The organism is Chryseobacterium potabilaquae, from assembly GCF_902728265.1.
In the GTDB taxonomy this organism is placed as follows: Bacteria; Bacteroidota; Bacteroidia; order Flavobacteriales; family Weeksellaceae; genus Chryseobacterium; species Chryseobacterium potabilaquae.
Genome location: NZ_CACVBR010000009.1, coordinates 69,552 through 84,170, shown reverse-complemented (window position 1 = coordinate 84,170; position 14,619 = coordinate 69,552). Strand labels below are relative to the sequence as shown.

The following is a 14,619-nucleotide window of genomic DNA, read 5'->3' as shown; positions in this document are numbered from 1 at the left end:
GGTTTAACTTTAAATAAATAGGTGAAATTGAATATAAAATTGAATAATTAATCAAAAAGTATAAAGGGAGTATTTTATTACCGATAGCCATACATTCAAAACTATCTTAATATAAAATTCCCATGCTTTCTGCAGAAAAATTCGAAAGCTCTTCGGTTTTACCTTCTTTTATTTTTTCTACCCATTGAGGATCTTGCAATAATGCTCGTCCTACTGCAACAAGGTCAAAATCCCCTCTATCTAATCTTCTCGTCAATTCAGAAAAATCTGTTTTTTTTATCCGTTCCTTCGCCTGCAAAAGCCTTCATAAAATCTCCTTCAAGGCCCACAGAACCTACTGTAATTGTTGGTTGCCCAGTGATTTTTTTAGCCCATCCTGCAAAATTAAGATCTGAACCTTCAAATTCGGCTTCCCAGAAACGACGTTGTGAACAATGAAAAATATCAACACCCGCTTCTTTTAATGGCAATAACCACTCCTCCATTTCTTCAGGTGTTTTTACTAGCTTAGCAGAATAATCTTGTTGTTTCCATTGAGAAAGGCGGATAATAATGGTAAAATCTTTTCCTACAGCCTCTCTTATAGCTTTAACGACATCCACTGCGAATTTGCTTCTTTCTTTCAAAGTTTTACCTCCATATTCATCCGTTCTGGTATTGGTAACTTCCCAGAAAAATTGATCGATTAAATATCCATGCGCTCCATGAATTTCCAACACATCAAAGCCGAGATCTTTAGCCGATTTTGCAGAAGCTGCAAATTGAGTAATCGTATCCTGAATATCTTCCAATGTCATGGTAGAAGCCTTTTCCATCTCAACTAATGGATAATCTTGTAACATTCTTGTATCTCCAACATGCCAAATTTGAGGTCCCATTTTTCCTCCACTTTCATGAACACTATCAATTACGTTTTTCCAACCATTTAATGCTTCAGCTCCGTAAAAGTCAGGAATATTTTGCATATTTTTTGATCCTGGCCTGTTGATTACGGTCCCTTCAGAAAGGATCAATCCTACTTCTGAAGCCGCTCTTCTTGCATAATAATCTGCAATTTGCTGAGTCGGAACTCCATTATTAGATTGTGCCCTTGTCATTGGAGCCATTACTATTCTATTTTTAAGTTCTAAATTCTTGTATATAAAAGGTTTAAATAATGATTCTGTACTCATTTTTACTAATTTTAAAATTACTTTTTTATAATTGTTACACAAAGTAACTAATAATAGTTCATATTTGTATCTTTTGAAAGAAAAAAAGTGGTAACTTTGTAGTAACTTACATTAGTAACGTAAAAGTAACGTATGAAAAAGAACGAATTAATGGAATACAACTGCCCTCTTGGTAAAGCAATGTCTGCCTTGGGAAGCAAATGGAAACCGATTATAGTATTGGTTATCAAAGACCGAAAATTACGTTTTGGAGAACTCGCTGTACGCATTAATGTGATTTCCAGAAAAGTTTTGACCGACCAATTAAGGGAAATGGAAGCCGATGGATTGGTGATTCGTGAAGAGTTTAAAGAAATTCCTCCAAGAGTTGAATACTCACTGACAGAAAAGGGATTGGCTTTGTTGCCTATTTTATATTTATTGGAAGAATGGGAAGCTAAATATCAGATTAAAGGACCAAAATCTAAAAACGATTGCACTCTATTAGATCATAAAATAGGTTAAAATATAAAACCGCTTCCCAAAAGAAAGCGGTTTTGTTTATCTAAAATACCAATTAAAATATCGCAGGATATTTTTGAGGATTTATTTCATTAAATAAAGCATAAATCTTTTCTACCATGTCATCCGCAGATGGCTTACTGAAATAATCCCCATCGCTTGCATATGCCGGTCTGTGATCATTTGCCACAATCGTCAATGGATCTGAATCTAAATACCTGAATGCTTTTTGCTTTTCTAAAATCTGCTGTAAAATAAACGCAGAGGTTCCTCCTTCCACATCTTCATCGATAACAGCCAATCTATTAGTTTTCTTAACACTTTCAGCTATTTCATGAGATAAATCAAAAGGAATTAAGGATTGAGCATCAATAACTTCAGCAGAAATTCCCAATTTTTCTAATTCATTGGCCGCTTCCATAACAATTCTCCAAGTCGATCCGTAGGTAACCAAAGTAATATCTTTTCCTTCTTTTGTTATTTCAATTTTTCCTACAGGAACGGTAAACTCTCCTAAATTATCCGGTTGTTTTTCTTTTAATCTATATCCATTCAAACATTCCACAATTACAGCAGGTTCATCCGCCTGAAGCATCGTATTATAAAATCCGGCAGCTTTTGTTAAGTTTCTTGGAACTAATACTAAAATACCTTTTGAAAGATTAATAATCCCAGCCATAGGCGAACCGGAATGCCAAATTCCTTCCAATCTATGACCTCTAGTTCTGATAATTACAGGTGCTTTTTGACCTCCTTTTGTTCTATAATGGACAGTTGCTAAATCATCACTCATTCCCTGCAAACAATACAGGATATAATCCAAATACTGGATTTCTGCAATTGGCCTTAATCCTCTCATTGCTAATCCAATACCTTGACCAAGGATCGTAGCTTCACGGATTCCTGTATCAGCAATACGAACTTCACCATACTTTTCCTGCATTCCTTCCAATCCTTGATTCACATCTCCAATATTTCCGGCATCTTCACCAAAAACTAATGTTTCAGGGTATTTCTCGAAAATTTTATCAAAGTTATTTCTTACAACTACTCTTCCATCAACCTCTTCTGAATTTTCTGAAAAAATAGGTTTTATTTCTTTTACATGAGTAGCTTTCCACTCAGATTCAGAATAAAGATGAGAAGAATAGTGGTCTTTTTCTATTTCAAATACTTCGTTATATTTTTGTAACAATTGATTTCTTTCGTTTGAATGAATCCCTCTCGTAACCAATAAAGTCTTTCTTATCAAATGAAAAATATCTTTTTTAGCCTTAGAAACTAACTTATTGAATTGGCTGATATAAGTTTCAATTTCTGTATTTTGCCCTTTCATATTTTCAATCAAAGGCATAATGGACTTCGTTAAATCAGTAATTGTTTTTTGATAGTCTTCCCAAGCCTCCTTTTGTCCAGCTTTTACCACTTTTTTAGCTTCTTCTTCTATACTATCCAACTCTTCAACTGTTGCAATAATCTCTTCTTTACCTTCAATTTCGATAGCATAATCCAAAATCCATTCTCTGAATTTTATTAATCCGTCAAATTCTGCTTCCCAAGTAAGACGTTCTTCATTTTTATATCTTTCATGAGATCCGGAAGTAGAATGTCCTTGTGGCTGAGTTACTTCAACAACGTGAACAACTACCGGAATACTTTCAGTTCTAGCAAAATGTTCTGCTTTTGCATAAGCATCTAGTAATGAAGGATAGTCCCATGCTTTTACTTGAATGATTTCACAACCTTGATTTTCCTCTTCCTTTCTTTGAAAACCACTTAACATCTCAGCAATATCTGATTTTGCTCTCTGATTTTTCGTTGGTACTGAAATTCCATATCCATCATCCCAAATAGAAACAATCATGGGTACTTGAATGGCACATGCCGCATTCAATGTTTCCCAAAAATGACCTTCAGCTGTAGAAGCATCCCCAATGGTTCCAAACGCTATTTCATTACCTTTATTTGAGAATTTTTCAGAACCTTCGAACTGTACTGATTTATATATTTTTGAAGCTTGAGCCAATCCTAATAATCTAGGCATTTGCCCTGCGGTAGGAGAAATATCTGAAGATATATTCTTTTGAGCCATCAAATTCTTCCAACTTCCATCTTCATTCAAACTTCTTGTGGCAAAGTGCCCGTTCATTTGTCTTCCGGCGGAAGCCGGCTCCCTTTCAACACTGGTATCTGCATACAATTGAGCAAAGAAACTTTTAATTGTCAGAGCATTAACCGCTAATGCAAAAGTTTGATCTCTATAATACCCTGAACGAAAATCACCATTTCTAAAAACTTTAGCCATTGCCAATTGTGGCAATTCTTTTCCGTCCCCAAAAATTCCAAATTTAGCTTTTCCTGTCAGTACTTCCCTTCTTCCCAAATAAGACATTTCACGTGAGATTCTCCCCAGTTTATAATCTTCAAGTATTTGATTTTTAAAGTCTTGAAAAGAAATCTGCTGGGTTTCAATGTAGGTTGTTTGCATAGCCAAAATATAATTTTTTTAATTCTCGAAGTATTTTGCTAATATACACTTTTTAAATTAATTTTAATTTTCAATAATCTTTTTTAAAAATTTGATAATAGAAAATAGTGTAATTTATTTTGAGTAAATTTGTATATGATGGAAAAAAAATCATCTCATATTCTGAATGCCTCTAGCAATCTTTTAGGATTTTCATTAGTAATCATCACTTCTTTGAAAATCTCTAAAATTAGTCATAGTACTCATTTAGATGAATTTGCAGGAATTGCGTGTATCTTTTTTGCTTTTAGTTGCTTTTTTTCTTTTTTATCTATCAGAGCAAAAAGTGAAGAACGCAGAAATAGATTTGAGGATATTGCAGATTATTCATTTTTAATTGCATTATTTTGCATTGTACTGGCAGTAATCATCGTAACAATGAATATAATTTAGTTTAAAATTTTCTTTCTATTACATAATCCAACATAATATGTAACGATTTTTTAGCGTCTGAGTCAGGAAATTCATCCAGAATGTCTTTTGCTTTTTGTTGAAAATCTTTCATTACACTAATAGCATAATCAAGACCTCCGGAATTTTTCACAAAAGTAATGAGTTCTTTTACTCTACTTTTATCATTGTTATACCTTTTAATTGTATTAAAATAGTATTTCCTATCCGATTCACTAGCGGTTTTTAATGTATAAATCAAAGGCAATGTCATTTTTTGTTCTTTGATATCAATCCCCACAGGTTTTCCAATAACGTTTGAACTCAAATAATCAAATAAATCATCTTTAATCTGAAAAGCCATCCCTGTATAGGTTCCAAAATTCTGCATTTTTTTAGCGAGGTTTTCATCAGCCCCATTCGATAACACCCCAATCTCACAACAAGCAGCAATTAAAGTAGCCGTTTTTTGTCGAATAATTTCATAATAAACATCTTCAGTAATATCTAATTTTCTTGCTTTTTCCAATTGGAGAAGCTCTCCTTCGGACATTTCCCTAATAGTTCTTGAAATTACTCCCAGTAAATCATAATCTTTATAATCAGTAGACAATAACACTGACTTTGATAAAAGGTAATCACCTACCAAAACAGCAATTTTATTTTTCCATAAAGCATTTATCGAAAAAAAGTTACGTCTTTTAAAACTTTCATCTACCACATCATCATGTACCAAAGTTGCCGTATGAATCAGCTCGATCATTGAGGCTCCTCGATAGGTCTTTTCATTTACATTTTCAACAAGTTTTGCACAGAGAAATACAAACATAGGACGCATCTGCTTACCTTTAGTAGTAACGATGAAACGAGTTACTTTATCTAATAAAGGAACTTTACTCTGCATAGATTCATAAAACTTTTGTTCAAAAAGTTTCATTTCCTCATTGATGGGTCGTTTTATTTCTTCTACAGTATTCGCCACAATCTTCGAATGATAGATAATTTATTAATTTCCACAAAGATAATTTTTTTCAATCAATTTTAAGATAAATTAATCTTTGAGTTTTTCTTTAGGTACAAAATAAAAACTGGGTTTCGTTCCTCCCAAAGGTGAATTAAACTTTTCGCCGGAAATATAAATCCCTACATTGCCAACAGCAATGCCCTCTATTTGGCCAATAGACAAAGCACTTCCTAAATAATAATGCCGGGGAGCTTTTGTAAAAAACATTCCCGGTTCCGTCTCATCAAAAATATCCAAAAACACTTCTGTTTTTTTTGTATATCCAATTAAATAAAGTTTTTTATCAAAATAAGCAGCATCTGTTACTACAAAATTGGTTTTAAAAGACTCTACTTTTTCGGCTTTTTGCTTTTCTTTTATTTCGGGATTTACGATATAGTGAGAAGTCGATTTTGATGCCCACTCTTTTGTAAAAATGTGCAATTTTTTATTCAAATAGATCATTGCTTCTGCATCAAAATCGTTTTTGTAATATCGAGGAATAAACTCTGTTTGTTCCGGATAATAAAACGAAATAAGAGTGATAGAATCGTTTTCTAATTTATCTTCTTTAAAAGGAATTTTATAAATCTCTAAATCTTTTCTTGCACCTCCATTATTTCCAAAGTCTCCTATATAAAAATGCTCACCATCATTCGTTAAAGCCTCCCAATCCTTATTTTTAGCATTAATTTCTAATGTATTAATAATCTTTCCTGTTGTTTTATCAAGTTCAAAAAGTTGAGGCTTATTTCCACTATCATTAAAAGTAAATAGTTTTCCATTAAAAATACTGAGACCAGAAGTTTCTTGAATGCTATCACTTAAATAGCTGACCCTATATTTTTTAATTTTGAGAAAATCAGTCTGCTGGGAAAATACTAAATGAGACATCCCCAAACAGAAAATAAGAAATAATTTTTTCATGAAATAAAAATAACTAAAATTCTTTACCCACAATCAATTGTTCTATATGCTATCTTTTGAACAATCTCATTCTAGGTTCCTTCTACTTACAAAAAAAGACAGGCATTCACCTGTCCAACTATTTTATAGATTTTTATTGAAATCATAATTTCATGTGCTTATTTTGAATTTAAGCCGTTTTTCTTTTGTTTTGTTCTTTTTTCATTAATTTTTTAGACCAGTATTCTTTTTGATATTGTCTTACTGTTTTTCCAGTTCCATCATGCCTCCATCCTGGTGAATTAAAAATATAATTGATCCGATCTGAAAACTTTAATCCTGGTTGTTTAATATCTTTCCAAATTTTCCTCCATTCATATAAAAGAACCGTATCCGGTTTATTATCAGGCATTTTAGGATAAATCCCATATTTAACAGGAACGTTTGGATCTTCTTTTTCAAAAGTTCCAAATATTTTGTCCCAAATAATAAGACACATTCCCATATTTCTATCTAAATATTTGATATTACAAGCATGATGAACACGGTGATGAGAAGGTGTCACTAAAATATATTCTAAAAAGCCCATACTTTTCACCGTTTGTGTATGAACCCACGTTCCATATACCTGTCCAATTGCATACACCACCATAATATGCCAAGGATTAAAGCCTAAAAAAGCTAATGGCGAAAAATATAAATATCTATATAATGGTTGCAAAACAGGGCTTCTAAAACCTGTTGTTAAATTAAAATATTCAGAATTATGATGGGTAATATGAACGGCCCAAAATGCTCTAGAATGATGATCTACATAATGTAGTACATAATAAGCAAAATCAGTTATAATAAAGCAAATTAGCCAATACCAAATCGTGAAATCCCATGTAAATAACCGGTGAGAGTAAAAGAAAAACATAACTCCCATCGCGAATGCTTTCATCACAATATCCAATCCGAAGTTCATCAAAGCAAGATAAACACTCGTTGCAACATCTTTTCTATCGTACAGTTTAGCTTCAGAAACATGACTATAAATCATCTCTGCTAAAATAACAGTGGCGTGAATAGGAATAGACCATGAATAGACATTTTCTAATCCATCTTCGCCCAAAAAGTAATCCATCATTTGTTTACTTATTTAATGCAAATTTAAGATTTTAAGAAAACGTTAAGAATAATTTTTATGTTTTTTAATAAAATTTTAATCAGTTGCTTTATTAGCCAGCTGACCGCATGCAGCATCAATATCTCCTCCTCTACTCTTTCGGATCATCACAGTTACCCCTGAAGCCTCAAGCTGACGAACATAATTATCTTCTGCTTGTTTGTTACATTGATCGTACTTACCTTCTCCAATAGGGTTGTACTGTATTAAATTAACTTTGGAAGGAACTTGTTTGCAATATTTTATTAAAGCTTTAATATCTTCATCCTTATCATTAATATTTTTCCAGACACAGTATTCAAAAGTAATTACAGAACCTGTTTTTTTATACCAATACTGAAGAGCTTCCATAATGTCTGTTAAAGGAAACTTATCCGAGAAAGGCATAATTTCATTACGCTTTGACTCAATGGCAGAATGAAGGGATAATGCGAGTTTTACCCTTAAATCATCATCCGCAAGCATTTTGATCATTTTAGGAATTCCAGATGTAGATACTGTAATTCTTCGTGGAGACATGCCCAAGCCTTCCGGCTGCGTAATTTTTCTGATTGCTTCCACCACATTTTTATAATTCATCATGGGTTCTCCCATGCCCATAAATACAATATTGGAAAGGGGTCTCTCAAAATACATTCTACTCTGACTATCAATCAAAGCTACCTGATCCACAATTTCAGCCACTTCAAGATTTCTCATTCTTTTCAGTCGAGCTGTTGCACAAAATTCGCAGTTTAATGAGCATCCTACTTGTGAAGAAACACATGCTGTAGTTCTGGTCTCGGTTGGAATTAATACAGATTCCACCATTAAACCATCATGAAGTTTTACTCCATTTTTAATTGTTCCATCTGTACTTTTTTGAAGTTGATCAACAGAAACAGGATTGATTGTATACTCTTCAGCGATTCTTTCACGAAGAGGTTTTGAAAGATTTGTCATTTCATCAATCGAATGGAGATTTTTGCTCCATAACCAGTCATAAACCTGCTTCGCACGGAACGGTTTTTCTCCCAAAGAAACAAAATAATCTTTGAGCTGATCCAGTGATAAAGTTCTAATATCTTTCATTATGAATTATAGATTTCAGGCGGTAAGCTGCAAAAGCTATTGCTTTGCAGCTCTTTGCCTTAATATCTTTTATAAAATTAACATTGCATCTCCGTAAGAGTAGAATTTATACTTCTCTTTTACAGCCTCTTCATAAGCATGCATTATAAAATCCCTCCCTGCAAATGCTGCAATCATCATAATTAATGTAGATTTTGGAGTATGGAAATTCGTAATCATTGAATTGGCAACACCAAAGTCATGAGGTGGATAGATAAATTTATTAGTCCACCCATGAAAAGCAGAAATTTTCTTATTGGAAGATACTGAAGTTTCCAGTGCTCTCATCGTAGTTGTACCTACTGCACAAACTCTTCTATGAGCATCTACTGCATTATTAATAATCTCAGCATTTCTCTCATCGATCGTGATTTCTTCAGATTCCATTTTATGCTTAGAAAGGTCTTCAACTTCTATAGGATTAAAAGTACCTAATCCTACGTGAAGTGTAATTTCCGCGAAATCAATTCCTTTAATTTCTAATCTCTTCATTAAATGTTTAGAGAAGTGAAGTCCTGCTGTCGGAGCTGCTACAGCTCCTTCTACTTTTGCATAGATCGTTTGATATCTTTCAGCATCTTCAGGCTCAACTGCTCTTTTAATATATTTTGGAAGTGGAGTTTCTCCTAGTTCTTTCAATTTAGTTCGGAATTCATCATAAGAACCATCAAATAAGAATCTCAAAGTTCTCCCTCTTGAAGTCGTGTTATCGATAACCTCAGCCACCAAAGATTCATCTTCAGTAAAGAATAATTTATTACCAATTCTAATCTTTCTAGCCGGATCTACTAATACATCCCACACACGTGTTTCTTTATCAAGTTCTCTTAAAAGAAAAACTTCAATCTTTGCTCCTGTTTTTTCTTTATTTCCATAAAGACGTGCAGGAAATACTTTCGTATTATTAAAAATAAATAGATCTTTTTCGTCGAAATAATCTACCACATCTTTAAACAACTTGTGCTCAATGGTTTCTGTTTTTCTGTTTAAAACCATTAATCTCGCTTCGTCTCTGTGCTCTGATGGGTGTTCTGCTAATAATTCCGCAGGAAGATCAAAATTAAAATCGGATGTTTTCATTTTTTAAATTACGGTTTAAAAATTTAGTACAACTGTAAGCTGTAATTTTTTGAGGTGCAAATATACGACATTCATACCCCCTTTGTCAAGTATTATTTAAAATCATATAAAAACACTCGTATTTTCCATAAGTTTTGCTATATATTTTTTTATTTTAGCATTGAAAATATACACCTATGAGCAAATATTCATTAGAAGCATTCGTCAATGAGACCAAAGAAAATCCCCAAGAACGAGATTATTTTGAGCTGGAAAAACCTCAACTTTTAGAAATTAACCTCAACAATCAATTTGTTTGGACCAAAGCCGGAAGCATGATTGGCTATACAGGAAATATTAACTTCGAAAGGCAAGGAATGTTTTCCGCGGGACTTGGAAACCTCTTAAAAAAAGTAGTGAGTGGTGAAGGCTCTAAGCTTATGAAGGCTGAAGGTACAGGGAAGTTATATGTAGCAGATTCAGGTAAGAAAGTGCGTATTCTCTATCTGAATAACGAATCTATTTGTGTGAATGGAAATGATGTACTGGCTCATGATCAAAGTATAAAAAGTGATATTACCATGCTAAAAAGTATTGCCGGAATGATGTCCGGAGGATTGTTTCAGGTAAAACTATCAGGTACGGGGCATATTGCTATCACTACCCATGGAGATCCTTTAACGTTAATGGTTACTCCCAACAATCCTGTATATACGGACCCTAACGCTACTGTTGCATGGTCCGGAAACTTAAGTCCAGAACTAAAAACAAGTATTTCTTTTAAAAGTATTATGGGTAGAGGAAGTGGCGAGGAGTTTCAGATGAAGTTTTCAGGCCATGGATGGGTATTGATCCAACCTTATGAAGAAGTGTATACTATAGAATAATAATTTCGCCCAAGATAAATATCAAAAAATGACGACACGTAGAAATTTTATCAAAACGGCTGCAATGGCTAGTTTTGGAGCTTTGGTTTTACCTAATTCTTTATTTGCTTATTCCGAAAATTTTAAAATTGATAAAAAAATCAGGGTGGGTTTTATTGGAGTGGGACTTCGGGGACAAGAGCATATCAAGCTTTTGGCAAAGCGTAACGATGTAGATATTATAGCTTTTGCAGATCTTAATAAAGCAATGCTTTCGGCTTCTCAAAAAATTCTAAACACCCATAATAAACCTTCAGCTCAAGAGTTTTCTAATGGAGAATATGACTACAGAAATCTTTTAAGGCTAAAAAACATTGATGCCGTTGTCATCGCAACCCCTTGGGAATGGCATTTGACACAAGGAGTGGAAGCCATGCGGGCAAAAAAAATTGTAGGAATGGAAGTTTCAGGAGCTATAAAGCTTCAAGATTGTTGGGAATTTGTAAAAGCATATGAAGAAACAAAAGTTCCTATTTTTATGATGGAAAATGTTTGCTATAGGAGAGATGTTATGGCTATTTTACATATGGTCCGCAAAGGAATGTTTGGAGAGTTAGTTCATGGAAGAGGCGGTTATCAGCATGATCTCCGTGGTGTACTATTTAATGATGGTATTACTCCTTATAATTCAGGAACGGAATTTGGAGAAAAAGGATTCAGTGAAGCCAAATGGAGAACCGAACATTATATCAAACGAAATGGAGAGTTATACCCTACTCATGGATTAGGTCCCATTGCTATGACGATGAATATCAATCGTGGAAATAGACTCACAAGGCTTTCTTCTTTTTCATCAAAATCTGTTGGGTTGCATAAATATATTGTAGAACACGAAAAAGGAGGAGACAAACATCCTAACTCACAAATAAAATTCAACCAAGGAGATGTCGTTACCACACAAATTGCCTGTGAAAATGGTGAAACCATTCTGCTAACTCATGATACTAGTTTACAAAGACCTTATGATCTGGGATTCCGAGTACAAGGCACGGAAGGTCTGTGGCAGGATTTCGGATGGGGCGAATTTAACCAAGGGCATATTTATTTTGAGAAAAATATGAATCACACCCACAAATGGGAAAACACGGAAAAATGGTTAACTGAAAATGATCATCCTATGTGGAAGAGGTTTGAAAAAGATGCCAATGGAGCCGGCCACGGAGGAATGGACTTCTTTGTAATGAATACATTTATAGAATGTATTAAAAGAAATATAGAATTCCCAATGGATGTATATGATTTAGCAACTTGGTACTCCATCACTCCACTGAGCGAAGAATCTATTGCAAAGGGAAGTCAAATTGTAGAGATTCCTGATTTCACCAATGGACAATGGAAAAGTCGTAAACCTGTTTTTGGAATGACCGATGAATTCTAAAAAAACACTCCTCATATTAGCCGGAGGTCTTGGAACCCGATATAAAGGCCTAAAACAAATTGATGGAATGCTAGAAAATGGCTCTCCTATCCTGGAATATTCCCTGTATGATGCTTTGGAAGCTGGTTTTAATAAAGTTATTATAGTCATTAATCGAATGATTCCGGGAAGTTATATTGAAAGATTAGAACATATTTCAAAAATAAAAAAATTCGAGTTGAAATGGATTTTTCAGGATATGGAAAAGTTTGTAGCTTCTGATCGTATTATTTCAAGTCGGGAAAAACCCTGGGGAACAGGTCATGCTGTTCTTTGTGCAAAAGAGGTAATCGAGGAACCTTTTATTGTTATCAATGCGGATGACTTTTATGGAAAGGAAGCTTATCAACTTGCGGCAAAAGAAATACATTCGAAACATATTTCTTCTTCACAATTTGAACTGATTGCTTATCCCGTGGAATCAACTCTTAGCGAAAATGGAAGTGTTTCCAGAGGAATTTGCACATTGGATTCAAAGGGGTATTTATTAAATATTGAAGAACAAACTTCTATCAGGAAAGAAAAAGGGTCTATTATCTATACTGAAAATGAAAAAGATATAGAAATCAATTCACAGACATTGGTTTCAATGAATTTTTTTGTTTTTCATCCCAAAATCTTCCCTTATCTTGAGATTTATTTTAATGAGTTTATAGCTTCAAATCCATTACCTACGCAAGAGTTTTATATTCCTTCGGCTGTCCAAAAAATGATTCATGAAGAAAAAGTAAAAGTACGGGTAAAAGCTTCTCCCTCTCAATGGATAGGAATAACGTATGCAGATGATAAAATCTTACTTAAAAATTATCTTGAAAAACAAATTGAACAACATAGATATCCAAAAGATGTATGGAATTAGATACTATTGTCCGAAAATTTATTAATACAACCAATTATACGGTTAATCCTATTACAGATGGGCTCATTAATTCTACCTATATTTTAGAAAATAATGATACCAATAAAAAATATATTCTTCAAAATATTAATCAGCAAATTTTTAAAAATCCGACCATTATTATCACCAATCATTTGCTCATCAATTGTTTGTTGCAATCTCATCGTTATGAGCTTATCATTATTGATCCTATTGCGTCCTCCACTCAGGAGTTCTTAGTTCACGATGAAAATGAGCAATCCTGGCGATTACAAAACTACATTGAAGATAGCAAAACATTTCTCAAAGTCCCTTCTTCTGAAATAGCCTATAGGGCAGCAAAAGCATTTAGCCATTTTTTGGATACAGTTAATACTCCTGATTTGATAGAAATACAGGAAACATTACCTGGATTTATCAACTTTGAGAAGAGAATCAATGATTATAAAAAATCTTTAGAACATGCAAGTCCTATTTTACTTGAAAATGCCCAATCTGAAGTGAAATTAGCCAATGAACTTCTTTCCCTTCCTAATCAATGGATAGAAATGGTTAAGAAGAATCATCTTCCTAAAAGAATTATTCATGCCGATCCTAAAATAAGTAATATTCTTTTCAATAAGAATAATGAGCCTATTGCTGTAATAGACTTGGACACTGTAATTGTTTCGACCATCTTATATGATTTTGGGGATATGATTCGTTCTTATTGTAATATCACTAATGAAGATGATGGTAGTAATCCTATTAATAATTTTAATCCTAGTATTTTTAAAGCTGTAAAGGAAGGTTTTTTATTTCATTTGGAAGAAAAACTGACTTCTGAAGAATATAATAATCTAGAATATGCAGCACAAGTTGTAATTTATATTCAAGCGATCCGTTTTTTAACGGATTATTTGAATGAAAATATTTATTATTCAATTCAATATCCGGAACATAATTTGGATCGAGTAAGAAATCAATTTCGCCTTTTAGAAGGCTTAACTCAATATTTAAAAGCTTAATTTATTTTTTTGATATATCCGGATACCATATCCTGCATTTGTGAAAAATAAATCATAAATAATTCAAAATCAATTTCCAACTTTCAAATTTTCTTTCAAAAGAAATAGTATGAAGTGGACTTGTAGAGGGTAGTAAATAAAAGGGAGTTTTAAAATTATTCCCTATTATTTTCTGCAAATTTTTATATGATTTCCCACCGTTACAAAATATTGTTTTAACATTTGGATATTTTTCTAAGAGCTCAATAATTTGATTGGCCTCCTCATTTCTGATCTCAGAATCTAAACTGCCTTTTCTTTCGCAAGAATCTATGACATCCCAAAGTGCAATCTGTTTCTTTTTTAACATATTTATTTTTTCCGTGTAATCCATCGTCAATTCTTCTCCAAACAATTCAAATATAATTTTCCAAAATTTGTTCTGTGGATGTGCATAGTATTCTTGTTTTTCTAATGACTTAATCCCCGGAATTGAGCCTAAAATTAAAATCCGAGAATGATCATCAATGATCGGAGGGAAAGAAAAAATTCGATTTTGCATGGTTCAAATATAGAT

General features: G+C 33.2%; 13 protein-coding genes and 1 pseudogene. 6 read left to right on the top strand and 8 right to left on the bottom strand.

The window, feature by feature from the left end; translation table 11 throughout:
- Positions 1–106 precede the first annotated feature (106 nt).
- A pseudogene (locus tag CHRY9293_RS07330) lies at positions 107–1,172 on the bottom strand (NADH:flavin oxidoreductase).
- Between the two features lie 132 nt (positions 1,173–1,304).
- Between CHRY9293_RS07330 and CHRY9293_RS07325 the strand changes: the two are divergent.
- Positions 1,305–1,676 carry a winged helix-turn-helix transcriptional regulator gene (locus CHRY9293_RS07325; RefSeq protein WP_162032409.1) on the top strand — a complete coding sequence of 124 codons (372 nt, stop codon included), beginning with the start codon at positions 1,305–1,307 and terminating at the stop codon, positions 1,674–1,676.
- A 52-nt stretch (positions 1,677–1,728) separates the two neighbouring features.
- Here CHRY9293_RS07325 and CHRY9293_RS07320 read toward each other — a convergent pair whose 3' ends face one another.
- Positions 1,729–4,161, bottom strand: coding sequence for an alpha-ketoacid dehydrogenase subunit alpha/beta (locus tag CHRY9293_RS07320; protein WP_162032408.1), 2,433 nt, complete (start codon positions 4,159–4,161; stop codon positions 1,729–1,731).
- Positions 4,162–4,299: 138 nt separating this feature from the next.
- Here CHRY9293_RS07320 and CHRY9293_RS07315 point away from each other — a divergent pair, with 138 nt between their 5' ends.
- A complete protein-coding gene (locus tag CHRY9293_RS07315; protein WP_122547335.1) occupies positions 4,300–4,593 on the top strand; it encodes a hypothetical protein in 294 nt (97 codons plus the stop codon).
- Between the two features lies 1 nt (position 4,594).
- Here the strand turns inward: CHRY9293_RS07315 and CHRY9293_RS07310 are convergent, their stop codons facing one another.
- The 5 genes from CHRY9293_RS07310 to queA all read right to left on the bottom strand — a co-directional run bounded on the left by CHRY9293_RS07310 (position 4,595) and on the right by queA (position 9,857).
- Entirely contained in the window at positions 4,595–5,572 is a 978-nt protein-coding gene (locus tag CHRY9293_RS07310; protein ID WP_122546773.1) for a polyprenyl synthetase family protein, read from the bottom strand.
- A 69-nt stretch (positions 5,573–5,641) separates the two neighbouring features.
- Entirely contained in the window at positions 5,642–6,520 is an 879-nt protein-coding gene (locus CHRY9293_RS07305) for a hypothetical protein (protein ID WP_162032407.1), read from the bottom strand.
- A 169-nt stretch (positions 6,521–6,689) separates the two neighbouring features.
- Positions 6,690–7,628: a sterol desaturase family protein gene (locus CHRY9293_RS07300; RefSeq protein WP_162032406.1), complete on the bottom strand. Its 939-nt coding sequence runs from the start codon at positions 7,626–7,628 to the stop codon at positions 6,690–6,692.
- Positions 7,629–7,703: 75 nt separating this feature from the next.
- Positions 7,704–8,738 carry a 23S rRNA (adenine(2503)-C(2))-methyltransferase RlmN gene (gene rlmN, locus CHRY9293_RS07295; RefSeq protein WP_162032405.1) on the bottom strand — a complete coding sequence of 345 codons (1,035 nt, stop codon included), beginning with the start codon at positions 8,736–8,738 and terminating at the stop codon, positions 7,704–7,706.
- A 69-nt stretch (positions 8,739–8,807) separates the two neighbouring features.
- The gene (gene queA / locus CHRY9293_RS07290; RefSeq protein ID WP_122636116.1) at positions 8,808–9,857 is read right to left on the bottom strand and encodes a tRNA preQ1(34) S-adenosylmethionine ribosyltransferase-isomerase QueA; all 1,050 of its coding nucleotides are present in this window, start codon (positions 9,855–9,857) and stop codon (positions 8,808–8,810) included.
- A gap of 176 nt (positions 9,858–10,033) precedes the next feature.
- Here queA and CHRY9293_RS07285 point away from each other — a divergent pair, with 176 nt between their 5' ends.
- From CHRY9293_RS07285 to CHRY9293_RS07270, 4 genes are read left to right on the top strand one after another with little or no spacing between them, the layout of a single operon-like run.
- The gene (locus CHRY9293_RS07285) at positions 10,034–10,723 is read left to right on the top strand and encodes an AIM24 family protein (RefSeq protein WP_162032404.1); all 690 of its coding nucleotides are present in this window, start codon (positions 10,034–10,036) and stop codon (positions 10,721–10,723) included.
- 28 nt (positions 10,724–10,751) lie between these two features.
- The gene (locus CHRY9293_RS07280; RefSeq protein ID WP_162032403.1) at positions 10,752–12,140 is read left to right on the top strand and encodes a Gfo/Idh/MocA family protein; all 1,389 of its coding nucleotides are present in this window, start codon (positions 10,752–10,754) and stop codon (positions 12,138–12,140) included.
- Entirely contained in the window at positions 12,130–13,038 is a 909-nt protein-coding gene (locus tag CHRY9293_RS07275; protein ID WP_162032402.1) for a nucleotidyltransferase family protein, read from the top strand. Before CHRY9293_RS07280 ends, CHRY9293_RS07275 begins: the two co-directional genes overlap by 11 nt.
- A complete protein-coding gene (locus CHRY9293_RS07270; protein WP_162032401.1) occupies positions 13,029–14,063 on the top strand; it encodes a phosphotransferase enzyme family protein in 1,035 nt (344 codons plus the stop codon). Before CHRY9293_RS07275 ends, CHRY9293_RS07270 begins: the two co-directional genes overlap by 10 nt.
- Before the next feature lie 52 nt (positions 14,064–14,115).
- Here the strand turns inward: CHRY9293_RS07270 and CHRY9293_RS07265 are convergent, their stop codons facing one another.
- Complete coding sequence (locus tag CHRY9293_RS07265) at positions 14,116–14,604, bottom strand: DNA-deoxyinosine glycosylase (protein WP_162032400.1); 489 nt, start codon at positions 14,602–14,604, stop codon at positions 14,116–14,118.
- Positions 14,605–14,619: the final 15 nt, after the last annotated feature.

What these genes read in the sequence shown, in the direction of transcription:
- CHRY9293_RS07305 (WP_162032407.1), bottom strand. Translation starts at nt 6,520, where the DNA reads ATGAAAAAATTATTTCTTATTTTCTGTTTGGGGATGTCTCATTTAGTA.
- queA (WP_122636116.1), bottom strand. Translation starts at nt 9,857, where the DNA reads ATGAAAACATCCGATTTTAATTTTGATCTTCCTGCGGAATTATTAGCA.
- CHRY9293_RS07315 (WP_122547335.1), top strand. Translation starts at nt 4,300, where the DNA reads ATGGAAAAAAAATCATCTCATATTCTGAATGCCTCTAGCAATCTTTTA.
- rlmN (WP_162032405.1), bottom strand. Translation starts at nt 8,738, where the DNA reads ATGAAAGATATTAGAACTTTATCACTGGATCAGCTCAAAGATTATTTT.
- CHRY9293_RS07300 (WP_162032406.1), bottom strand. Translation starts at nt 7,628, where the DNA reads ATGATGGATTACTTTTTGGGCGAAGATGGATTAGAAAATGTCTATTCA.
- CHRY9293_RS07270 (WP_162032401.1), top strand. Translation starts at nt 13,029, where the DNA reads ATGGAATTAGATACTATTGTCCGAAAATTTATTAATACAACCAATTAT.
- CHRY9293_RS07275 (WP_162032402.1), top strand. Translation starts at nt 12,130, where the DNA reads ATGAATTCTAAAAAAACACTCCTCATATTAGCCGGAGGTCTTGGAACC.
- CHRY9293_RS07320 (WP_162032408.1), bottom strand. Translation starts at nt 4,161, where the DNA reads ATGCAAACAACCTACATTGAAACCCAGCAGATTTCTTTTCAAGACTTT.
- CHRY9293_RS07265 (WP_162032400.1), bottom strand. Translation starts at nt 14,604, where the DNA reads ATGCAAAATCGAATTTTTTCTTTCCCTCCGATCATTGATGATCATTCT.
- CHRY9293_RS07285 (WP_162032404.1), top strand. Translation starts at nt 10,034, where the DNA reads ATGAGCAAATATTCATTAGAAGCATTCGTCAATGAGACCAAAGAAAAT.
- CHRY9293_RS07280 (WP_162032403.1), top strand. Translation starts at nt 10,752, where the DNA reads ATGACGACACGTAGAAATTTTATCAAAACGGCTGCAATGGCTAGTTTT.
- CHRY9293_RS07325 (WP_162032409.1), top strand. Translation starts at nt 1,305, where the DNA reads ATGAAAAAGAACGAATTAATGGAATACAACTGCCCTCTTGGTAAAGCA.